Origin of the sequence: Paenibacillus azoreducens, assembly GCF_021654775.1 — a bacterium.
Taxonomy (GTDB): domain Bacteria; phylum Bacillota; class Bacilli; order Paenibacillales; family Paenibacillaceae; genus Paenibacillus_AQ; species Paenibacillus_AQ azoreducens.
Genome location: NZ_AP025343.1, coordinates 6,119,316 through 6,141,213 on the forward strand (window position 1 = coordinate 6,119,316; position 21,898 = coordinate 6,141,213).

Annotated in this window: 19 protein-coding genes; 5 read left to right on the forward strand and 14 right to left on the reverse strand. The window is 48.9% G+C overall.

All coding sequences use genetic code 11. The features are described 5' to 3' along the window. Positions 1-105 precede the first annotated feature (105 nt). From L6442_RS27230 to L6442_RS27240, 3 genes are all read right to left on the reverse strand, one after another. Positions 106-612 (reverse strand): ArsR/SmtB family transcription factor, encoded by a 507-nt coding sequence (locus tag L6442_RS27230; RefSeq protein WP_194234477.1) that lies wholly within the window; start codon positions 610-612, stop codon positions 106-108. Positions 613-834: 222 nt separating this feature from the next. Further along, positions 835-1,584, reverse strand: a complete 750-nt coding sequence (locus L6442_RS27235; RefSeq protein WP_212978909.1) for a polysaccharide deacetylase family protein — start codon at positions 1,582-1,584, stop codon at positions 835-837. Further along, complete coding sequence (locus L6442_RS27240; protein WP_212978908.1) at positions 1,581-2,171, reverse strand: YkoP family protein; 591 nt, start codon at positions 2,169-2,171, stop codon at positions 1,581-1,583. Before L6442_RS27240 ends, L6442_RS27235 begins: the two co-directional genes overlap by 4 nt. 451 nt (positions 2,172-2,622) lie before the next feature. On the opposite strand from L6442_RS27240, the gene L6442_RS27245 reads away from it, so the two are divergent. Beyond that, positions 2,623-3,123, forward strand: coding sequence for a hypothetical protein (locus L6442_RS27245; RefSeq protein WP_212978907.1), 501 nt, complete (start codon positions 2,623-2,625; stop codon positions 3,121-3,123). Between the two features lie 491 nt (positions 3,124-3,614). On the opposite strand, the gene L6442_RS27250 is transcribed toward L6442_RS27245, so the two are convergent. The 6 genes from L6442_RS27250 to L6442_RS27275 all read right to left on the reverse strand — a co-directional run bounded on the left by L6442_RS27250 (position 3,615) and on the right by L6442_RS27275 (position 13,157). Beyond that, positions 3,615-5,999 (reverse strand): hypothetical protein, encoded by a 2,385-nt coding sequence (locus L6442_RS27250; protein ID WP_212978906.1) that lies wholly within the window; start codon positions 5,997-5,999, stop codon positions 3,615-3,617. A 196-nt stretch (positions 6,000-6,195) separates the two neighbouring features. Continuing rightward, a complete protein-coding gene (locus tag L6442_RS27255) occupies positions 6,196-7,080 on the reverse strand; it encodes a carbohydrate ABC transporter permease (RefSeq protein WP_212978905.1) in 885 nt (294 codons plus the stop codon). Positions 7,081-7,094: 14 nt separating this feature from the next. After that, entirely contained in the window at positions 7,095-7,985 is an 891-nt protein-coding gene (locus L6442_RS27260; protein WP_212978904.1) for an ABC transporter permease, read from the reverse strand. Between the two features lie 79 nt (positions 7,986-8,064). Continuing rightward, on the reverse strand, positions 8,065-9,684 hold the full coding sequence (locus tag L6442_RS27265; RefSeq protein ID WP_212978903.1) for an extracellular solute-binding protein: 1,620 nt from the start codon (positions 9,682-9,684) through the stop codon (positions 8,065-8,067). 316 nt (positions 9,685-10,000) lie between these two features. Continuing rightward, a complete protein-coding gene (locus tag L6442_RS27270) occupies positions 10,001-11,398 on the reverse strand; it encodes a response regulator transcription factor (protein WP_212978902.1) in 1,398 nt (465 codons plus the stop codon). Continuing rightward, a complete protein-coding gene (locus L6442_RS27275; protein WP_212978901.1) occupies positions 11,379-13,157 on the reverse strand; it encodes a sensor histidine kinase in 1,779 nt (592 codons plus the stop codon). Before L6442_RS27275 ends, L6442_RS27270 begins: the two co-directional genes overlap by 20 nt. A gap of 210 nt (positions 13,158-13,367) precedes the next feature. Between L6442_RS27275 and L6442_RS27280 the strand changes: the two genes are divergently transcribed. Both L6442_RS27280 and L6442_RS27285 read left to right on the forward strand, forming a co-directional pair. Continuing rightward, entirely contained in the window at positions 13,368-14,000 is a 633-nt protein-coding gene (locus tag L6442_RS27280) for a TetR/AcrR family transcriptional regulator (RefSeq protein WP_194234486.1), read from the forward strand. Between the two features lie 179 nt (positions 14,001-14,179). Further along, positions 14,180-14,692 (forward strand): DUF4188 domain-containing protein, encoded by a 513-nt coding sequence (locus tag L6442_RS27285; RefSeq protein ID WP_212978900.1) that lies wholly within the window; start codon positions 14,180-14,182, stop codon positions 14,690-14,692. Between the two features lie 237 nt (positions 14,693-14,929). On the opposite strand, the gene L6442_RS27290 is transcribed toward L6442_RS27285, so the two are convergent. From L6442_RS27290 to L6442_RS27310, 5 genes are all read right to left on the reverse strand, one after another. Then, entirely contained in the window at positions 14,930-15,670 is a 741-nt protein-coding gene (locus tag L6442_RS27290) for an ABC transporter permease (protein WP_212978899.1), read from the reverse strand. After that, positions 15,663-16,583 (reverse strand): ABC transporter ATP-binding protein, encoded by a 921-nt coding sequence (locus L6442_RS27295; RefSeq protein WP_212978898.1) that lies wholly within the window; start codon positions 16,581-16,583, stop codon positions 15,663-15,665. The genes L6442_RS27290 and L6442_RS27295 overlap by 8 nt, the downstream gene beginning before the upstream one ends. Before the next feature lie 430 nt (positions 16,584-17,013). Further along, positions 17,014-17,946, reverse strand: coding sequence for a sensor histidine kinase (locus tag L6442_RS27300; RefSeq protein WP_272880284.1), 933 nt, complete (start codon positions 17,944-17,946; stop codon positions 17,014-17,016). Next, positions 17,946-18,644 carry a response regulator transcription factor gene (locus L6442_RS27305; protein ID WP_212978897.1) on the reverse strand — a complete coding sequence of 233 codons (699 nt, stop codon included), beginning with the start codon at positions 18,642-18,644 and terminating at the stop codon, positions 17,946-17,948. Before L6442_RS27305 ends, L6442_RS27300 begins: the two co-directional genes overlap by 1 nt. A gap of 305 nt (positions 18,645-18,949) precedes the next feature. Continuing rightward, positions 18,950-19,516: a GbsR/MarR family transcriptional regulator gene (locus tag L6442_RS27310; protein WP_212978896.1), complete on the reverse strand. Its 567-nt coding sequence runs from the start codon at positions 19,514-19,516 to the stop codon at positions 18,950-18,952. 350 nt (positions 19,517-19,866) lie between these two features. Between L6442_RS27310 and L6442_RS27315 the strand changes: the two genes are divergently transcribed. Together L6442_RS27315 and L6442_RS27320 are read left to right on the forward strand one after the other, a co-directional pair. Next, complete coding sequence (locus L6442_RS27315) at positions 19,867-21,084, forward strand: quaternary amine ABC transporter ATP-binding protein (RefSeq protein ID WP_272880285.1); 1,218 nt, start codon at positions 19,867-19,869, stop codon at positions 21,082-21,084. Continuing rightward, the gene (locus L6442_RS27320; RefSeq protein WP_212978894.1) at positions 21,062-21,898 is read left to right on the forward strand and encodes an ABC transporter permease; all 837 of its coding nucleotides are present in this window, start codon (positions 21,062-21,064) and stop codon (positions 21,896-21,898) included. Before L6442_RS27315 ends, L6442_RS27320 begins: the two co-directional genes overlap by 23 nt.

Sequence of the window (21,898 nt, forward strand, 5' to 3'; positions counted from 1 at the left end):
CTAAATGGGCTGTTAAATAAGTTCAGCAGGATACAACCGTCCATGAAAGAACGAATCCGAAGCTGCAGCAGCCAACTCGCAATATATCGGGAATTAATTTCGGTATTAAGCCTTATTCTTCGGATTTTCTGTCGAAACCACTTTAATGCCTACCGCATATTCCTCGCTGTTAGCCATTTTGGAGGCTGAGGAGATCGCAACCCATTTTTCGAGCAAAGACCTGAATTCCGCCATCATCTCTTCCCTCTGTTCAGGCGAAAGCTGCATACGCAAGTTGATTTTTGTACTGGAAGCCGCCTCATAATCATCAGCCAGTACAGGATCGATCAACTGAGTCCCACGGGTGTTGAACCATTTGGCCTTGGACTTATAATATTTTTCCACAATACCGCCCACTGTCCGGGTTTCCACCAAATCGATCAGCCCTCCATCATAAAGCTTTTGAATATGGTAATGAATGCTGCCCGGAGACTCTCCCAGTTCATCCGCCACCTGCTTGGAGGTTTTCGCCGTATCAACCAGCGCTCCAATAATTTTAATCCTCTGCGCGCTGCCCAGTAGTTTAGCCTGCTCCACGGAAATCTCGACGGATTGCGGTTGTTCGTTTTTCATTCATATCGCCCCAATCTAATTTGTAGTTCATTCTATATAATTTATTCATTCTAATTTTATAGATCAATTATAAAACCATAATAATCCACACTTTTCCATTTGTAAACATGCAAAATAAAAAAGCACAACCTCAAATCCATAAGGCTGTACCTTTATGTTCGAACCACGGCTTTATTCTAAAGTATCTGAAGCCTTGACCATGCTTTGTTAATATTACACGCATCATCCAACCCGGAAGCCTTCTGAAAGTCCGCTGCGCGAATCATGCGGCTTATGCAGCAGTTCATCGGCACGGACGCATTCATACCCTTGGATATGGACCGTGTCAATCACTTCCTCAAGGCTTGCGATCATTCGGCTTGGCGCCTCAGTCTCCGCCCCCAAAGTATCCCCGCTGTCATGCAGCAAAATAATCGAGCCAGGCTCAAGTTGATCCAAAATCCGTTCTTTGAGCGGTTTGTTTTTGCTCCCCTTGCCCCAATCCCATCCCATGATCGACCACAGCACGATCCGGTATTTTCGCAAAGCAAATAAATCGCCTAAATTCAAAATCCCCCATGGAGGACGGTAAAATGCCGGGCGCTCGCCCGTGATTCGTTCTATGATATCGGCGGACCGGTGGACATGCTTCTTCCGGATATGGCGCGGACTCATTAGCCAATTGGGAAGATGGGAATAGTTGTGAATTCCGATTTGATGCCCTTCCATGTGGATGCGTCTCATAAGCTCAGGGTATCGCTCCGCTTTGCTGCCCAGCACAAAAAAGGTCGCCTTAATCCTTTTTTTCTTGAGAAGATCCAGCAGTTTAGGAGTATGCAGCGGGTCCGGGCCATCATCAAAGGTAAAGGCGATCTGGCGGCTACGCCGGCCGCGCAAGGTTACCCCAAATCCCAAGATCCGTGTGATAACATATGGAATGATCATATAGATAAAGACAAACATCAGCAGCAGATTCAGCATCACCATACTCATGCCGTTTCCTTAGAATAACGCAAAATCAATGATTTTCTGGTCAGCATCAGCATTTTGGGCACAAGCTTGGGAGCATTTTTCTTCGTGCGTTCCCGGCCCACCGGATGCAGCACCTTGAGCAAAAGCCGCAAATAATAAGTAGAGAACACGCGAAACCCCTTGGATTCCAGCGGATGCAGCTCAAAACCGAGCCCGTGAATAATACCGCGGTGCAGCAGCGTAATTCCAGTCAAAGCTCTGACTTGCGCAAGCTCCGGTTCCGTCTCCATGGCCTCGCTAATTTGCTTGATCGATCTCCGCAGCATTCTTGCGGTCAAAAGCGCGGCCCGGTCAGCCCCCAGCTCTCTGGAAAGCTCCAATACCTGCCGGTTGTCCAAATGGAGTTCACCGACCCAATCCCCCGAATAAATCCACTCTCCGTCCTGGCACTTCATGTTTTTTCCATGATGCCGGCGGATGACCAGCTTGCAAATCCCGTATCTTTTTATCCCGGCGCTGCGCAGTTTCGTAATTTGATCAAAAACCGCTTCCCAAGCCATCCATACCGACTGAGCGCTTGCCTTCGTAATGGTAGCTAACATATTCATTATTGGTCACATCTTTCTTTTCCATTTTGATTCGGTCTTCTGCAGTTAGACCTCGCCTTTATTCCCTGCAGGGAAGGCATTTGTTTAGTTAGACGGCAGAAAAACGGAAACCCATGCCATTATTTTAAAAAATGATTCTATCTTTTCCCTTTCTTGTTTCTTAATGTTTTCTTAAGTCTTAATACTGGGGATATGCGCACTTAGTACGGCGGAATAGATGGTACCGATAATCCGGGCTGGGATTACCAAAAACAAGAGACATCGAGTGATCGAAAAGAGTAATGTTACGCCTATCAGCACGTGTTTGACTTTTACATTAATGATAGTTCAGCGGTCCGTTTTGCGTGGTGGCAGTACCAGCGGCTTTTCGCGGTGGCGCTTTATGCGGTGGCGGTACCAAGCGGCTTTTCGCGGTGGCAGTTCCAACGGGCTTTGCTTGGTGGCGCTTTGCGTGGCAATACCAGCGGGCTTTGCTTTTGGTGGCAGTACCAGCGGGCTTTGCTTGGTGGCAGTACCAGCGGGCTTTGCTTGGTGGCAGTACCAGTGGTACGTTTTACGTGATTGCCCCTTCTACCTCTCCGCAAAAATGAGGATATTAATGCAAAAGTGCACTTTTATCCGGGCAATATCGCGCTCTTTTAGGAAAAACCTGCAAAAGTGCAAGCTTTTCGGGCCCTATGAGCACCAAGCAACAAATAAACGAAGAAAGATTGCACAATTGCAACAAATCATTCATTTTGTCCATCAAACATTGGAAAAAGATGCACTTTTGCATCTTTTTATAAAAGGAAGGCAGATCGATGATTTCGTCACGATCGAGCTCGCCGTTCAGCCGTTATTCCCGTGCCCATTGCAGCAGCCATCATCAAACCGAATCCTTCGATTCAGGATTGACCTTAAAGGTCACTATTTTCTACCGAACCATGTTCCGCAAAAAAGAAAACCCGCCTAACCTGCAAAACAGGCAGAGACGGGTTTTAAAAATTCTACATTCGCACCACACCACAGCTCCCGGCGCGCGGTGCAACGTTGCATGGTGGATGTGTCTACTATAACCAAATCACTTACATAACGGTATTCATTAGGTATTAGTTAGTAGTTGAATATTCCTTATTAGTGTTGTGTTCTTATCTGTATCGTGTTCTCATCTGTATTGTGTTCTCATCTGTATTGTGTTCTTATCTGTATCGTGTTCTTATCGGTATCGTGTTCTCATCTGTATTATTGTGTTCTCATCTGTATTATTGTGTTCTCATCTGTATTATTGTGTTCTCATCTGTATCGTGTTCTCATCTGTATCGTGTTCTCATCTGTATCGTGTTCTCATCTGTATCGTGTTCTCATCTGTATCGTGTTCTCATCTGTATCGTGTTCTCATCGGTATCGTGTTCTCATCTGTGGTGTGTGCTGATCTATGCTGTTCCTTATCATTTCCGTTTCTTATCATTGCCCTATAAACAAATCCCGAATAATACGTCCATCCTTCCGAACCCAGACAGTCTCGCGAAGATCTGCCGAAATTTCTCCTGATTCAAAATGAACACAGACCTTCTTCACTCCCAAGTTCAAATGAACCAGCTCCACTTTCGGTTCGGTCGGAGAGACATGAAGTATGCCGTTTTTCTCCTCAGCGCTGCAGTTCCAGGTCCGCAATCTGCCTGTCTCGTCTTGAGCCACATATGCTTTACCCAGCGAAACCTCCGCAAGACATTTAAAATGCTCATGGACATCATTATCTTGCAGGTTGGCTTCATGCCAATCCGAAATCATTCCGATATACTGCTCGCCGATGACAAATTCCTGCGAAGGGTATTTCAGCGTATGATGATGACCTTCCTGCGCACGGCTCCAGTCGCTCACGACCATCTGCTCGTTGATCTGTCTTGCTCGCACATACGGGTCGGGGACGAATGCCCATCGTAATGCCCCCGAGCTCATATCAACCATTTGCACGCAGCTGGCCAGCGCGTTCATCGTCTGCTCCAGGTAATACACTTGGCCGGTAAGCAGATAAGCATACCAGGTGCCATAAGTCCGCCAGGAAGTCCAGGCATGCGGCGAATTCAGCATATTCGGCTGTATAGCCACATCATATTGGGATTCCCAGAAGCGTCTTGTCGCCCCTCTTTGGCGCCCATCCGGTATCAAAAGGTTGGCCAGGCATTCATGACCGTTCAGAAGTTTCAGTGCGGCCTCCCGGTAAGGCCCCCGCTCATCCTCCGGCTGCATGAGTGCAAATAATCCGAGCTGGAGACTACTACAGCTGATCATGCCGTCCTCGTACGTCAGCTCGCCTTCGGTATCGATGTCCCCATCGGCCGCCACCAGCTCATCCATCGCCCTGCGCACGGATGCGGTATGCCGAATAAGCCGCTCACGCCAGACTGCATTACACTCGGCCAAAGCTTTTTCCGCCAGAATCAGCTCCATCAAGCTTTTTGCCGGATAAATCACCGACGTATAATGCGTTTTTCCGGCGCGGTAGGAACCGTCCGGGTACTGCGCATGGCTGATCAGCCAATCCGCCAGATCGGAAGCTCTCTGCAAAGCAGCTTCATCCCCTGTCGCTTCGTAACGGTCAACCAAAACGCCCACCATGGAGCTCACATTTTGAATTCTATGCTTTACCAGCAGCGGTTCGTGCGTCTCCATATCAAACATCAAAGGATAAATGGAAGACATGATTTGTTCCGTTTGCTCCAGCATCTCCCGATCCGGAAAATACTGCTGCGACGAGTAGAGCGTATACAGCCCGTACCAGCTTTCGCAATGCGAGGTCGCTCTTGGCGGGCAGATGAGCGCCGCTGTTCTGGCCTTGTCCAAAAACCACAACCAATGCGGTCTGACGGAGACAATCGCTTCGCTTTGCTTGCCTGAGCCGTTCTCAACCTCGATCCGAATATGTCCCTGCGATTCCCCTGCCTGGATAAGCAGCTCATACTTGCCTTCTCCGGCAGCTTCCGGCTGCACCGTCATCCGCCGCCCATCCGGCAGCAGAACCCGGGCCGCAACGCTTTCGCAAGAATGAATCGTCATGCAGGTGCATTCGCCTTTCGCCAGCGTTGTTCGTTCAAGCTCCAGCATCGGAGCGGCGCAGACCGGCGCAAGCGACGTCAGCAGCTGATCCGGCCGCTTGAACGGAAGCAGCAGGATCGTCCACTCCTTCGTCTCGCCCGGAAGCAGCTCTGACAACCTTTGCGGATGGCGCTCAGGCAGTGGTCCCGCATGAAGAAAATCAAGCGTAAACGTCTCGACGCGGTGGCCGCCCCATTCCAGCTCCCCTTCCATGTAGCCGACATTGTACTGCAGGCTCCAAGACGCAATCGGCTGCGGGCTTGCAATACCGATGAGCGCCCCCTCCGGTCTCATGCAGTACCCCCAGAAATGCGTTCGCTCACATCTTAGCAGCGTCGGAAAAAATTTATCATTCCAATCCGGGAACTTCTCCATATAGGTGTCGATTCCGGTCATCAGGCCGAGCGAGAGCGGCTGCACCGGAATTTTCCCTGTATTGGCAACGGCTGCGGTAACCGCAAACTGACCGTCAACGCTGTGATAACGCAGCGAGAAGTTTAATGCCCCCGAGCTTCCCGTAAAAATGGCTCCATCCGTATCCCTTTCATCGAGCGTCACGCCGATCACATGCTTCTCGCCATTCCATTCCCCATGCCAAGCAAAGCCGGCGTATGCTCCTTTTCTGAAATCGACGTCGACCCAGCCATCGTCAGACAGCAGCCTCAAATGTTCCACTTGACCATTGCGGTGAAGCGCTGCTTCCCAGCGGGAGCCGCCGACCTTTATCAAAGCATCCTGCACAGGTAACGTCATGATTTTCTTTCCTCCTCATTGGCCTTTTTTTGATTTTATAGAATCTATAAGTTTTTGGGGTCCCCGCAAAGTAATTGGAATCCTCATCGAAGCATAGGCTCCACTCAGTACTTTTGCTCCGCAAAAGCGCCCCTCTTTGAGAGGCGTCGGACTTCTTTCCGATACTCTTCGATGAGGTTATTTGATGTTATTTCACCTACTCTTTTACTGATCCCAGCATAATGCCGTGAATGAAAAACCGCTGTAAAAACGGATACACGACAAGGATCGGCAGCATCGAAATGACGATTTTTGCGGCATTTAACGTTTTATTAGACAGCTGTGCCATCTGGCGCAGCTCCTCAGTTGTCATGTTGTCCGTATTGATCTGCACCACCAATTGCTGAATATACGTCTGCAGCGGATAATGCTCCTGTTTGTTCATGAGGATGAGCCCGTCAAAAAAGGAGTTCCAATGGCCAACGATGCTAAACAGCGTAATGGTCGCAAGAACGGGCACCGACAACGGCAAATAGATTTTGAGCAGCATATACCAAGGTCCAGCCCCATCCATCATGCCAGCCTCGTCCATATCCTTAGGAATGCTGCGGAAATAGTTGACAAGCAATATGACGTTAAATACTGGAACGGCTGACGGCAGCACCAAAGCCCAAATCGTATCCAGCAATCCGTAAGACTTGATGGTCACAAACCAGGGAATGAGCCCTCCGCTAAACAGCATCGTAAACACGATAAACCACATATACACATTGCGGGGACGGAACTGTTTCGGTGTGCGGGACAACGGATACGCCATCATGGCGCAGACCACGAAGTTGATGATCCCTCCCAGAAAAACACGTTTGAGCGAAACGCCAAATGCGGTGAAAAAAGCCTGTTCCTGCAATATTTTTTTGTAGGAGGAAAGCGTGAAGTCAACCGGCCACAAGGACACCATGCCTCCGGCAACCGCAGACTTGTCGCTGAAGGACACCGCAATCGTATACCAGATCGGAAAGATGCATAGTAATGACGAAATCACTAATATAGCTATAATCATAACGTCTGCCGTCCGCGACATAAATGAGATATTTCTAACCATAACGATCCGCCCCCTTAGAAAATACGGTAGTTGGCGAATTTCGACGCCATCACGTAAGACAGGATGATAAGCACGAAGCTGATAACCGATTTCAGCAGACCGACGGCTGTCGCCAAACCGTATTGAACCTGCAGCAGACCGGCGCGGTATACATACGTGTCGATGATATCGCCGGAATCATATACAAGAGGGTTGTACAAGTTGAATATTTGATCAAAACCGGCATTCAGCACATTGCCGAGACTCAGCGTAGCCAGCAGGATGATCGTCGGCTTCAGGCTTGGCAGCGTAATATACCGCAGCTGCTGAAGCCGGCTCGCGCCATCGATGGCCGCCGCTTCGTACAGCGCCGGGTTGATCCCCGTCAAAGCGGCCAAATAGACAATCGTACCGAAGCCGAACTCTTTCCATACATCGCTGACCACGATAATGCCCGGGAACCATTGGTTGCTGCCCAGGAACATGATCGGTTCAATGCCGAGCCAGCCCAGAATCTGGTTCATCAGCCCGTCCATGGAAAGCAGGTCGGAAATAATCCCGGCCAGGATAACCCATGACAGGAAATGGGGCAGATAGACGATCGTCTGGACGCTGCGCTTAAACAACACCGATCTGACTTCGTTCAGCAAAAGCGCAAAAAAGACGGGAACACCCAAACCGGCCAAAATTTTGAGCACGGCGATATAAATCGTATTAAAGAATATGGTCCGGCTGTCAGGCAGCTCGAACAGGTAGCGGAAATTATCCAGACCCACCCATTCCGAGCGCCAGAAGCCCAGTCCCGGTTTGAAATTTTGAAAGGCAATCGTAATGCCGAACATCGGCACAATGCTGAACAATATAAGCAGTGCGATCCCCGGAAGCAACATCAGGTGATAATGGAGTGCAAACGGCTGTTTTTTCATCGGTTTCTCTCACCTCTCATCCAGTATCGAGAGGGCGGGGGACCGGAAACGATTCATTTCCTCCTCACGCCCATTTTATCTACTCCCCAAGCGCTTCCCGGACTTCTTTCGTGATTTGATCTCCACCCAGTTTCTTCCACTGCTCGACAAAGGCATCAAATGAATCCAGCGGTTCTTTGCCCATAATGATCTTCAGATATGTTTCCTTTTCCATCTTGCTGAGGGTGGCATTTTTCAGCTCCATCGTTTTCGTTATGGACGTAAACAGATTTTCTGCAGGCTTCAGCGGGCCATGTAAAGGATCGCTTCCGATCGTGTAAGAATAATATGGCTGCCATGCCCCCAAATCCTTGGTCGGGTCAAAATTAGCCGCTTTTGCTTTTGCGTAGATCTCCTGCATCTCAGGAATCATATCTTCCGGTTTCGCTTTGCCATCGAGCACCTCTCTCAACATATCGTGCTTACGCGTAACGGTGTCGGCATTTTCAATGACCAGCCGCATCGGCCAGTAACCCGGATTGACCCGGTTATCCAGCTGTTTGGCATCCGGATCCGTTCCTCTTTCTCCGGCAACCGTCGTATTCAAAGCAATCATTGCCGCTTCCGGATGTTCGACCCCTTTTTTGACCACTACAAACGAACTGCTCACCGGAACGGTATGTGTTTTGAAATTCCCCTCGGCATCCAGCGGTGCGGCAAGCGCTATCCAATTGGACTTCGGATCATTTTTTACCGCGTCGCCAAGCGGTCCCCAAGGCATCCACCATGGGCCGAAGAACATCCCGGCCTTCCCGCCTGACATCAGTTCGTAGGCTTCCTTCCGGAGCGCGAATTCCTTATCGATAAGCCCTGCAGCATACCAATCTCTCAGTTTGGCAAGAGCATCCTTCACCTGAGGTTGAATCGAACCATAAGAAACCTTGCCCTCTTTATCTTTCATCCAATAACCCGGATAAGCGTCGAAATAACTGAAGAGCGAAGCGAAGCCGTTGTCTCCGTTGACCAGATCTGTAGGCGATCCCGGAAGCCCGATAGTATCCGCCTTGCCATTGCCGTCAGGGTCTTTTTCGATGAATGCTTTAGCGACAGATTCGATGTCGTCTAACGTTTTCGGTTCTTGCAGTCCCAGCTTGTCCAGCCAATCCTTGCGGATCCATAGAAAATACGGAGCGTCGCCCTGCGGCACGATATTCGGAATAGCCATCAGCTTTCCGTCAAAAGTCGCTTTCTCCAGTGCTTTGCCATTTGTCGTGGCATAAAAGTCCTTAACTTGCTGCGAAGCGTATTGCTCATAGACCTGGGTCATATCTTCCAGTTGCCCCGCTTCTACCAGCTGCCGCAGATCTTTCTCGCTCACAACCATCACGTCCGGAATATCATTGCTGGCGATGGCCACTTGAACTTTCTGAGTGAACGGATCGCCGCTTTTAGCCGTCAATGTATAATCGAATTTGATATTCGTCTTGTCGAAGATATACCGCGTAAACTGGTTGTTGTCTACGGTGTCGCCTGCCGGAAGGGTTTTATCCTCCGGATTCAGCGGTTTGGCAATCGTGAGCGTTACGGGTTCGGGATATTTATAAAATGGATCCGCCGGCGCCCCCGCCTCTTTGGTTTTGGAAGCGTCTTGATCATTTGCCCCGCATCCGCTTGCGAGCAGCATTGTACTTGCCAGTATTGCAATCATCCATTTCTTCATGAAAGCTCCCCCTGTCTTATTGTTTGCGCTTACATTATTCGTTCATATGGCCTGCGGATGTTGCCGTGGGCCTTGTACTCATTGTATCTCCCGACGGATCCCGCGGGAGTTCCATTCCTTCGTCAAATCAGGTCTCATTTCTTATGCTAAAATCATCCTTTTCTTGTTTGCCTGCAAACCTTTCAATCATTTGTGCACCTGCTTGCTAATCATTTGCAGACCCCACCCGGCAAAATATCGGTTATAGAGGTTTGGACTTATATGCATGAAAGGCCCGGCAGGAATGAAATCCCGCCGGACCTGCAGCTTTCGAACGTCAGCCCCCATCTTTCCGTCCGCAGCGAAACGCGCTGGGAAGCATTCCCGTTTTGTCCTTGAATACGCGGCTGAAATACTTTTCGTTCGGATAACCGGTCTGCGTGGCGATCCAATAAATCGGCTTGTCGGTGTCAACCAACAGCTGTTTGGCCCAATCTATTCTGGCCTGCCGGACATAATCGTTAAAGGATACCCCTACGATATCCCGAAAGCATTGGCTTAAATAACTTTGACTCAGGTTGACTTCCTTGGCCACCTCGCGAAGCGTAATCTCCCTGCTCAAGTCCTGATGAATAATTTGGGCCGCCTTCCAGACGCAGGATATGACATCCTGCGAATAAGAGGGTTTAAAAAGATACGATGCAAGTTCTTGTCTTAAGCCTCCGAGCCACTTCTTCCAATCCTGCCAGGACAGCAGCTTCTGCTGCGGTGCCTGCCAGGTCTTTGCCGGTACGACACGCTCCCAGCGGGTGGAAGCCAAAATAAACAACGTATCCAGCTGACTCTGTGTTAACTTCATCGCCTCGATTTCAGCCAGATTCTCTTCATACTGCCGATCATGAATGACCCACTGCAGACTGGACCAAGCTTCCTTTATCTTCTGCTCCTGTTCATGGGTAATCGGCCTTTGGCTAACCGTTTCCTTCAACTGCTCAAAGCTTCTCGTCCGTATCCGGGATGGTTCTTGACCCCATTCATAAAACATGAACCGTTCCCTGTAATCCTGCAGGGTGCGTATCACCTGGTTGCCGCTCTCGGAACCAATGCCGCCAAGAATTATAACCATTCCGCTTTCAAGAAAAGAATCCTCATGCAAAGATGCCAGGTGTTCATCCGAAAGCTCCCCTTCTTTGCAAGGGAGAAACCAAATTCCCGGAGCGCTTTCTTCCACGGACTTCCCGAAGCAAATCGGACCGGACGAATGCCAACTCCCGCTTGAAGAAACCGAAAGCCACACGATCCCTTGATCCGGGCTTACTCTTTCATTTTCCTCCCACGCACGCGCCTGTTGATTCGTTTCATACCGGATTCGCTGCGCGATTCTGCCCAGTACCTCTTCCATCTTGTCCTGCTGAAGTTCTGTTTTCGCAATATAATCGATCGCTCCCAGCCGAAGCGCCTCCTGTATGTATTCAAAATCCTGATGAAACGTCAAGATAACCGTCCAAATCCGGGGGTAAAGCTGCCGTACCGTCCGAATCAATTCAATCCCGCTCATTCTCGGCATAGCAAGATCGGTAATAAGCAGATCCACTTCCTGCCAGCTCAAAAACGCAAGCGCATCCTCTCCATTCCCCGCTTCACCGATGACCTGCATCCCAAACTGTTCCCAAGGCATCAATGAAATAAATCCTTTTCGCACAAGCCTATCATCCTCAACAATCAATACGCGCATGCAGCTGATCTCCTCTCCCAAGTGTCGATGATGGAATTGTAATGATAATGCTTGTCCCTTCCCCGCTCCGGCTTTCTATATCGATTCCGGCGGATTCGCCATATTGGTATTTCAGCGTCCGGATGACATATGGCATGCCGATCCCCATCCCGCGCCGTTTATGAGCGGAATCATCCCCCTGCAGGAGCCGGTCTGCTTCTTCCGGAGACATGCCTGCCCCGTTATCGCTGACTTCTATCCGGATATACTGCGCCTCCTGGCTGATATCCACCAGAATCAAGCCGTCATCGGCAATTCCGTGATATAAGGCGTTCTCCACGAGCGGTTGCAGCATAAAACGCGGAATACGAAGCTCAAGCTGCTCCTGCGGGACCGAAATGCGGATATCAAAATGGAACTGGTACCTGATCTCCTGCAGCGTGATATAATCCTTCAGCGCCGCAAGTTCCTCACGGATCGTGGCCGTCTCGCCTTTGCCTAAATTATAATGAAGCACGCGATTCAAGGTGGAAATCAGATGGTCGATGTCTTCCTGCCCGTTCAGCCGGGCCTGCCACCGAATCGTGTCCAGCGTATTATGAACGAAATGCGGATTAATTTGGGAAATCATCTTTTCCACTTCAAGGCGGGACTTGTTCCTTTCATTTTCCTTGATATCCTCGATCAACTGAATGACGGTTCCCTTCATTTCATGAAAGCGCCTTAGCGAATAATCAAACTCATCCGTTCCCGTCAACTGGAGTTCCCCCTGCGACTGATTCTGCGCCATCAAACGGATTTCACGGTTAAGACTGGTAAGCGGCCGGGTTACGATTCTCCAAATCAACCAGGCAAAACCTAAGCTGACAAACAAGGACAACACGGCTATCGCACCAAACTGCAAGAACCAATTGAAGATTTCATGCTTGTAGGACTGCATCGGAATGACGGCTGCCACTCGCCAACCCTGATTGCTTGCTTCTTCAAACATGTATTGGGTCCCATAGACCGCCCGATTGGCGTCTTCTTCATGTGTTGCAAGCTTCATACCTATGGGAAAAGACGACGGTTTCTCGCTGTAAGCGATCCGATTGTCCGTATCCACAATGAGGTGATATACCTCCATCCCATACTGCATTTTATTAAAAACCGTATCGACCAGACGATTATCAGTCTCCATATAAATGTACAATTGCTCCAGATCGGGAAAGTCGATTTTGCGGGTGATGGACATCACCTTCCGGTCAAATTGCGCATTCAGCGTCTGATGCGGCCCATAATAGGTCATGCCCTGCAGCTTAGTAAACACAGGAAGCTTGGCGGAATCAAACCCTTCCCGGACCTGCAGGTTCGGAAATAATATCCGGTTTGTCCCTTGATCGTAATAAAACATGAGTCCAATGTTCGGATTGGTGGATGTAAGTAAATTCATTTCCGTTTCGATTTCTCCCGCCAGAATTTTGCGGTCATACGGATGGTCGTTTGTCATGTATGCGTAAATGTCCTTACCCACGCGTCCGTCAAAAGCCAACTGCTGCGAAGCGTAGTTCAGATTGCCCAGAACGTTTTCCAGCGATACCCGGACCTGCTTCAGATTGCTATGTATCCCGCTTGTAATTTTCTTCTCCAGAATGGTATGCATCGACGTATAAGAGATGATTCCGATTAAAAGCAAGGGAATAAACGTGCTGAGCAGAAGTACGTAAACAAGCTTCCGTTTCAGGGAAGTAGGGACGATCATGCGGCGCGTACGCAGAAATATAGAAGATAACCTGTCCATCTCGCACCAACCCTTCAATTACAATCTGTATAATCCTCTACTAAATAAAACGCTTTCTCAAAATTATAAAGTAAATTCCGACCCCAGCCTAGACTAGACTGTCACAGCATATTTTGAAACTGACTTTAAAAGCGTCGAAACTTTATCTTGACAAAATAAATTAACTCAAGTTAATTTATTAACATAAGTTAACGAATGGAGCATGCCTTTATGAACATCCGCGATATCCCCTTGCGGGAATTAAAAAAAGCCAAAACCAAAATCGCCCTCTATGAAGCCGGTATTTCATTCACTCATGACCGCATGTTTAAAGATGTGCTGCTCGATGACATTTGCCGGATGGCAGGAATCTCGCGCGTCACTTTTTTCAAATTTTTCGGTAAAAAGGAGGATTTGCTTGTCTACTATATGCGAGTTTGGCTGACTTACCGTATCATCGAAATCGAACGGCAGCGCCTTCGGGGATTCGAAGCGTTACGCTCAGTGCTCCGGAGTCTGGCGGAAAATGCCCGCACCAATAAAGGCATCATGCCCAGCCTGATCGCTTTTTTGTCCGAGATGGATATGCACTGCAAAATGCCGGAGCTTAGCCGGGCCGAAGTGATGCTCCTCTTCCCCGGAGACGAAGAAGCCGGGTCCAAATGCCCTAATATGTTCGCTTTGTTTAAAACATGTATGGAAGAGGCCTATGAGGATGGTACGTTAAAACCCGGCATCGAGCCGGAGGACGCCGTTCCCTTTCTTATCAGCACATTTTATGGGGGCTTCTTGACCTCCCGCCTTTACGGATCCAAAGATGTCATGTCTTTTTATGAAAACCATCTGAGACTGATTGAACAATAACTTTAAAAATAACCCCACAAAGTGTATCGGAAAGAAGTAAGGGCGCCTCTCAAAGAGGGGCGCTTTTGCGGAGCAAAAGTTACTGATTGGAGCCTATGCTTTGATGCTTATTCCAAATACTTTGCGGGGACCCCAAAAAACTCATAAATTCTATAATCTAAAGAAAAGGGATGTTTCTTATGGCAAAAGTGGTGCCTGGCCGCTATACAGCGGAAACGGAAGATTCATTTGTCGTATTTATGATCGGGATGCGGATCAACCACCTATGGGCTGTTCACCGGTGGCTGCCGGTATTTATGGCCATGCCCGGCATGATCCGCGAATTGTACATGAATCGCGATCTGGGTTTCAAGGATGGTCATATGCATTTTTCTTGGCGGAGGGTATGCCTGGTTCAGTATTGGGATTCATTCGAGAAGCTCGAGCATTACGCCCGGAATGGCCAGCAGCATCTAAAGGCATGGAGGGATTTTAACCGAAAAATTGGAACGGACGGCTCGGTGGGTATTTTCCATGAAACCTACATCATTCCGAAGGGAAACCACGAAGCGGTATACAACAATATGCCTGTATTCGGTCTCGCCAAAGCGACCAGCCACGTTCCCGCGACCGGGCGCAAGGAAACGGCCAGCCGCAGGCTGGGACGCGACAATGACCCCGCGGTGCCGACGCCTCCAAATCCGGTTCAATAACACCAAATTCATGTAGGTATCTCCGAAAAATAACCCCACAAAGTGTATCGGAAAGAAGTAAGGGCGCCTCTCAAAGAGGGGCGCTTTTGCGGAGCAAAAGTACTGAGTGGAGCCTATGCTTCGATGCTTATTCCAAATACTTTGCGGGGACCCCCAAAAAAACTTATAAATTCTATACTGCTAAAAAAGCACCCTTCTTTTAGGCGAAGCTGCCGCTTCAGAAGAGTGCTTTTTTAGTTAAGCTACGTCCGTCTTATCTACGTTACGGAACGAGAGATAAGCAATCAGGAGACCGATAACTCCCAAGATCAACGGTATCGTTATATTTGTGCTAAGCGAAAGGCCCTGGCTGTTGTTGCTGACTAAGACCACGATAATGATCGAGGATACGATCGTTGTCGGTACGGATTTTTTGCGCATCCCGAAGAATAAAGGAATGAGGCTGAGGCACGCTGCTGACAATGTTTGGATCAACAATTGGATCCCCGTATGCAGTAGTACGCCGGTCTCCAATTTTCCCGGAATAAACTGAAAATGGCTGTTCAGAGCCAGAATGGATATACAGATAATAAAAGTCGAGATGAGCATCGCTCCAAACGTAAGAGCCAGAGCCAGCAGCATTTTCGCCATGATCAGTTTTTTACGCTCGACCGGGTACGTAAACAATAAGCTGATCGTTTTATTTTTGTATTCCTCAATAATAAATCTGCTTAGCAAGACTGAAGCAAACACGATAAATACCGCACGGCTAAGTAGCCCCGCTATCGATAACGCATCGGCGAAACTCGCGAATGCAGGACCTCCGCCCCTCTCCGTGTTGGCTATATCGGCGAAACTCCCTAATGCAGGATCTCCGCCCCCCTCCGTGTAGGCTATAAGAAACATGAAACCGGCGCATAGGATCGTTGCAATAACCGCCCCTCTATAAAACCAGGCTAACTTCTGCTTTTTCATCTCCATCCGGATCAGCTTAAGCATACTGCTCACCTCCGCTAATCTGATGCATAAAATACTCCTCAAGCGAAGTATGCTTATGGTTTATCGATTCAATCGCCACATCATTCAGTACCAGCGCCTTGGTCAATTCCTGCTGCGTAAATTTGGACTCGTAAATGCGTATGGCTGAACCGACGATTTTGAAATTGCTGACACCCAGCTGGTTTTCCAATACAAAAGCAGCCTTTTTGCAGTGCTGGGTCACAATTTCAATGTAATCTGTGTTTTCGCTGCGCATCTCATCCATAGACACTTCGCGGATAAATTGGCCGCCCTGAAGAATGCCGATCGTATCTGCAACCTGTTCGATCTCGCTCAGCAAATGGCTGGAAACCAGCAGCGTCATCCGGTATTCCTTGCTCAGCATACGAAGCAGATCACGGAACTCCCTGATTCCGACCGGATCGAGTCCGTTAATCGGTTCATCCAAAATGAGCAGCTCAGGTTTGGTTAAAATCGCCCGGGCCATGCCCAGACGCTGCTTCATGCCAAGCGAAAATTCGGATACCGATTTGCCTTGGATCGAAGTCAGATTGACCATCTCGAGCGCTTCGTTAATCGCATGTTTGTTATAATAACCCATATATTCCGCGTGCATCTCCAGATTTTCTATAGCCGTCATTTTCTCGTAAAAAATCGGATATTCGATAATGCTGCCGATGCGTTTAAATATTTCGACCGATGTAGGCGTAAGCTTCTCTCCAAATATTTCAATTTCGCCGCTTGTCGGTTTAACAAGATTCAGCATCATCTTCATCAGCGTCGTTTTGCCGGCGCCGTTTGGACCGAGCAGTCCGTAAATCTGCCCCTGCTTAATATTCATGCTGACGTCAGAGATAACATCTTTGCCTTTATAGGTTTTGCTCACATGGCGGGTACTGATGACATAACCCATTGATCTTTTCCCCTCTCATTTATTGCTTAATCACAGTATAGCCGCCAAATTTTTCGTATTTCTTGCGCAATTCTTACGAATCTCTTAAGCGTGGAAAGCAAGCGGTAGCGCTAAGTTTCATTTTGCGCTAAAGATTCCGTTCCCTCCGCTACTTTCGCTTTTTGTCTATATAAGTTGAACCAATGATTATGAACGGAAGGAAGCAGCCGGGTGAAATGTTCTTTCGATCGCTGCCCGCCCCCAGATTTCTATGATTTGAACCTATCTACTGTAGAAATCCGCTCACAAAGCATATGCTTACGATGTTAGCTTTCCTTTGGAAAGCTTTTAGGCGAACGCTCCGCTTCTCCGTCAATCTTTCCCCCTCTTGCCTATTCCTTTTCATTTTCTTTTGTTCAACTTATCTAGACTAATATGATTTTAAGCCGCCCTAAGGCAGCTTTTTTAACGAGATCGTAAAAACGGTCCGTTCATACGGCTTGCTCGCCACCCGGATCTCCCCGCCCATCAGTTCGATCAATCTTTTGGTTATGGTCAGACCCAGACCACTGCCTTGAAACCTCTTATTTCTTGAATCCTCCAGCGTGTACATCCGTTCGAAAATAAGCTCCTGATCACGTTCATGGATGCCTTTGCCCTTGTCCCAAATATCGATCAGCACCCGGCCCTGCTCTTCCCGCAGCTTCATGCCGATCACTTTACCCTGTGACCCGTAACGGATCGCATTGCTCAGCACATTGTTTAATGCGCGGTTTAGTCCTTCTTCATTGCCCCATGCATAAAGTGGCGTTTCCGGAATATCGATGTCAGCCTGCAGCCCTTCGGATTCGATCAGATCATAAAACATCAGCATGCTGTTTCTGGAAATTTCATTGATATGTATGCGGGTCAGGGGCATCTCCTTATCCCCCGATTCCAGCTTGGCCAGGTCAAAAAAACGGTTGATCAACTCTACGATCTCTACAGTCTTCGTATGCACCTTATCCAGCAGCCGCTCCCTTTCCTCCATTGGCAAGTCGGCCTTCTGGTTCAACGTTTCGATATAACCGAGCACCACGGTAAGCGGCGTCTTCAAATCATGCGATATGTTTGCCAGCATCCGGCGCATCGCGATTTCTGTACGCATAAATCCTGTCTCGGACTGCCTGGTTTGCAAAAGCAAGTGATTGATGGCAATCAGCAGTCTACGATATTCGGGATCCTCCGTAAAAAGCAAAACCTGCTCCTGCGAGGACGACTCTATAATCGCGTTCACTTTATCGATGATGTAACCAAGCTGCTTGGCTCTTTTTTTCCGGCCCGCCCACTGCATCATATTCAGAAGCCCCAGTATGATCACAACAATCAGCAGAACGGCAACCACTAAAATTCCCCCAAACGGTAGCCGATGCCCCACAGCGTTTTGATGTACTGCGGATCGGAGGGCTGATCTTCAATTTTGTCGCGCAAACGGCTCATATGCACATTAATGACATTTTCATCGCCGAAATAGTCGTCATTCCAGACGGATGTGAAAATGTGCTGCTTGGTGAATACCTTTTTCGGATTCGTCATAAACAGCTTCAAGATTTGCAGCTCTTTGGCCGTCAGCTTGATCTCCTGGCCGTTTTTGGTCACGGTCAAATGATCCAGATCCATCTCCAGTTCATGGACCCGGATGATTTTATTTTGCTCAGTTGGGGGTGCTATTGCATAAGCCGTCACGCGGCGGATAGCGGCCTTCACTCTCGCCGTCAGCTCAATCATCGAAAAAGGTTTCGTAATATAGTCATCCGCGCCAAAACCAAGGCCGAGCGCCTTGTCCACTTCCCCATCCTTTGCGGATACGATCAGTACCGGCACATGGCTTTTCTCCCTGATTTTTTTAAGAAAATCCATACCGCTGATCTTGGGCAGCATCATATCCAGCAGTACGAGGTCATAATCTCGTTCGGCAAACCGCTCGAGCGCCTCCTCCCCGTCTTTGGCAAGCACCACCTGAAAACCTTCCATCGTCAAATAGCTCTCTACCATTTCGCTAATCGAGCTGTCATCCTCTACAAGAAGTATGTTCGAAGCCACGTCATTCACGCCTTTCTTTTTACGTCCATAACTCTAATATACTGGAAACGACGGCCCCGAGGTATATTCAGATTCATCTTCAAATAACCGCTCAAACTAAAATAACCCCACAAAGTGGAGCCTGTGCTTCGATGCTTATTCCAAATACTTAGCAGGGACCCCAAAAACTTACAAAATAACCCCACAAAGTGGAGCCTATGCTTCGATGCTTATTCCAAATACTTTGCGGGGACCCCAAAAAACTTATAAATTTTATACTGTTTAAAAAAGGACCATGGACGCTTTACGCATCCCGGTCCCGATTCTCACTTACCCCCTGGCGGCTCCTTTGGCACCAGCTTGTAAATATCGCCGTTTTCGAATGTATCGATCAGCCTGTCCAGCCACTGGTAATAAGCATACGCATCTTGAAGTTTGGCTTTATCGTTATGCAGAATATCCAGCATCTCCGGCTCAGCTGCATATTCCTGCTCCATTCTATTGATTTCTTCCATTGACTTCCGAATAGCCGTAATATTGCTTTCAACGGATTTTCTCCATTTAATGTCAAAAAAGTCGGTAAAGGTCTGGTGCCAGTCGTATTCAACCTCATACAAATCCTTGCGCGAACCTTTTTCCCAAACCTTGTTCACCATTTTGAGATCCAGCAGCGTCCGGACGCCTGTACTCATGCTGGTTTTGCTCATCTTCATTTCGCTGCCCATCTCATCAAGCGTCATCGGCTTGTCCGCAAAAAACAGCAGGCCATAGAGATGCCCCGTAGATAAGGAAATACCGTATAAGTCCATGTTTCGTCCGATCGTTTCTATGACACGCTTGCGCATTTTGTGCAGTGCCGCAACCTTTTCTTCATTGCCCGGGTCCAAGCCCATGACTTGCAACCTCCTTATGTTCAGCCATTCTCTCGGATGTCTTATCGCGAGTTAATTCTTTGCTTAAGACGAAAGTCCGGAGGCAACAACCTTCTTGGTCTATTGTAGGAAATCGCCTTTTAAAAGTAAAGAAGCATGAGAGGCCGAATTAGGGAGCATCGGGCAGAAAATCGCAGCAATGCTTTGTACAGTTTTTTCTGTACGTTCTTTACATACTGTTAAAACGTTTGATACGATATTATCGGTTTGTTACACTGTTTTACGTCGTTGTTCGCGGGATTGATGATTCATCAACAGTATAGAATTGCGTTCGATTTCAGAACGAAATGGTTCATAAAGGGGGAATTTATTTGTCCATCTTACAGCTTCACAAGGTAAGCAAATTGTTCGGGCACCACGCGGAAGACTGCGCGCCGCTGCTGGAACAAGGTTGGACCAAAGAGAAATTGGCCAAGGAAAAAGGCGTTACGGTTGGCGTAAACCGGGTCAGCCTTGCGATTGAGGAAGGCGAAATTTTTGTCATTATGGGATTGTCCGGCAGCGGAAAGTCGACACTGGTGCGAATGCTGAACCGCCTGATCGAACCTACATCCGGAGAAATCCTGGTGCATGGCAAAGATCTGATGAAAATGAACAAAGAGCAGCTGCGTTCGGTCCGCCGCCAGACGATCAGCATGGTCTTTCAGAAGTTTGCGCTGTTTCCGCATCGCACCGTTCTGGAAAATGTGGAATACGGACTTGAGATACAGAAAAAGGATAAAGGATTGCGGCGCGAAAAAGCCAAACAATCGCTTGAGCTGGTCGGACTGAAAGGTTGGGAAAATAAACGCCCCGATGAGCTGAGCGGCGGGATGCAGCAGCGCGTCGGCCTCGCCAGAGCCCTGGCGAACGATCCTGAGATCCTGCTTATGGATGAAGCGTTCAGCGCGCTGGACCCGTTGATCCGGCGGGATATGCAGGATGAACTACTGGATTTGCAGGAAAAAATGAAAAAAACGATTATCTTCATCACCCATGACCTGGATGAAGCGCTGCGGATCGGTGACCGGATTGCGCTCATGAAAGACGGAAGCGTCGTACAGGTCGGAACGCCGGAGGAAATTTTGATGCATCCGGCCAATGCCTATGTGGAACGTTTCGTCGAGGATGTCGACCTCTCGAAAGTGCTGACGGCTTCCCATGTGATGCGCCGCCCGGAGACGATCATGGTTGACCGCGGCCCTCGTGTCGCCTTGGAAATGATGCGCGAACGCGGCATCTCCAACCTGTTTGTCGTCGATCGCACCAAACGCCTGCTCGGCGTCATCACGGCGGAAGACGCTTCCGCAGCCATGCGCGGCGGACAGACGCTGGAGGATATTCTGATTGCGGACGGACCGCTCGTCCATCCTGACGTGGTGATCAACGAATTATTCGAGATTACCAGCATGGCCAAAGTACCGCTGGCGGTCGTCGATGACGAAAGCCGCCTTCTTGGCGTCATTGTCCGCGGGGCTCTGCTGGGCGCCCTCGCGGGAGAAAACGGCTCGAAGGAGGTGATTCCGGATGCGGAAAATACCACTGGATGAATGGGTTGAATCATTGGTCAGCTGGATGGAAGACCATCTTACGTTCTTATTCGATATCATATCCGGTGCCATCGAGGGCATCGTCAAAGGCTTCACCTGGTTGTTCATGCTTCCCCATCCTTTTCTCTTCATTTTCATTTTGGGAATATTGGCCTTCCTGGTCGGACGTTTGTCGCTGACCTTGTTCTCTGTGATCGGCTTTCTGCTTATCTACAATTTGAGTTACTGGTCCCAAACGATGGATACGCTGAGCCTCGTCATTACTTCAGCCCTCATTTCCGTCGTGCTCGGGATTCCGATCGGCATCTGGTGCGCATACAGCAAAGGCGCGTCACGGATCATTACGCCGCTGCTTGATTTCATGCAGACGATGCCGGCGTTTGTTTACCTGCTGCCTGCCGTGACCTTTTTCAGTCTGGGCGTCGTTCCAGGTGTAATTGCTTCGGTGATCTTTGCCATACCGCCGACGATACGTCTGACGCTGCTCGGCATTAAGCAGGTATCGGGCGAACTGACGGAAGCTGCCGATGCCTTTGGCTCCACTTCGGGGCAGAAGCTGTTTAAAGTGCAGCTGCCGCTGGCTCTGCCGACGCTGATGGCCGGCGTCAACCAAACGATTATGCTCTCGCTGTCCATGGTCGTCATCGCTTCGATGATCGGCGCGCAGGGCATTGGGGCGGAAGTCTACCGCGCCGTCACCCAGCTGCAAATCGGGAAAGGCTTCGAAGCAGGTCTTGTTGTCGTGATTTTGGCGATCGTGCTTGATCGCTTTACCCAACGCTTATTCAAATCCGAAAAGAAAAGGGGAAGATAA

Coding starts and splice junctions, on each gene's coding strand:
- L6442_RS27230 (WP_194234477.1), bottom strand. CDS start 612: ATGAAAAACGAACAACCGCAATCCGTCGAGATTTCCGTGGAGCAGGCT.
- L6442_RS27235 (WP_212978909.1), bottom strand. CDS start 1,584: ATGAGTATGGTGATGCTGAATCTGCTGCTGATGTTTGTCTTTATCTAT.
- L6442_RS27240 (WP_212978908.1), bottom strand. CDS start 2,171: ATGAATATGTTAGCTACCATTACGAAGGCAAGCGCTCAGTCGGTATGG.
- L6442_RS27250 (WP_212978906.1), bottom strand. CDS start 5,999: ATGACGTTACCTGTGCAGGATGCTTTGATAAAGGTCGGCGGCTCCCGC.
- L6442_RS27255 (WP_212978905.1), bottom strand. CDS start 7,080: ATGGTTAGAAATATCTCATTTATGTCGCGGACGGCAGACGTTATGATT.
- L6442_RS27260 (WP_212978904.1), bottom strand. CDS start 7,985: ATGAAAAAACAGCCGTTTGCACTCCATTATCACCTGATGTTGCTTCCG.
- L6442_RS27265 (WP_212978903.1), bottom strand. CDS start 9,684: ATGAAGAAATGGATGATTGCAATACTGGCAAGTACAATGCTGCTCGCA.
- L6442_RS27270 (WP_212978902.1), bottom strand. CDS start 11,398: ATGCGCGTATTGATTGTTGAGGATGATAGGCTTGTGCGAAAAGGATTT.
- L6442_RS27275 (WP_212978901.1), bottom strand. CDS start 13,157: ATGGACAGGTTATCTTCTATATTTCTGCGTACGCGCCGCATGATCGTC.
- L6442_RS27280 (WP_194234486.1), top strand. CDS start 13,368: ATGAACATCCGCGATATCCCCTTGCGGGAATTAAAAAAAGCCAAAACC.
- L6442_RS27285 (WP_212978900.1), top strand. CDS start 14,180: ATGGCAAAAGTGGTGCCTGGCCGCTATACAGCGGAAACGGAAGATTCA.
- L6442_RS27290 (WP_212978899.1), bottom strand. CDS start 15,670: ATGCTTAAGCTGATCCGGATGGAGATGAAAAAGCAGAAGTTAGCCTGG.
- L6442_RS27295 (WP_212978898.1), bottom strand. CDS start 16,583: ATGGGTTATGTCATCAGTACCCGCCATGTGAGCAAAACCTATAAAGGC.
- L6442_RS27310 (WP_212978896.1), bottom strand. CDS start 19,516: ATGGGCTTGGACCCGGGCAATGAAGAAAAGGTTGCGGCACTGCACAAA.
- L6442_RS27320 (WP_212978894.1), top strand. CDS start 21,062: ATGCGGAAAATACCACTGGATGAATGGGTTGAATCATTGGTCAGCTGG.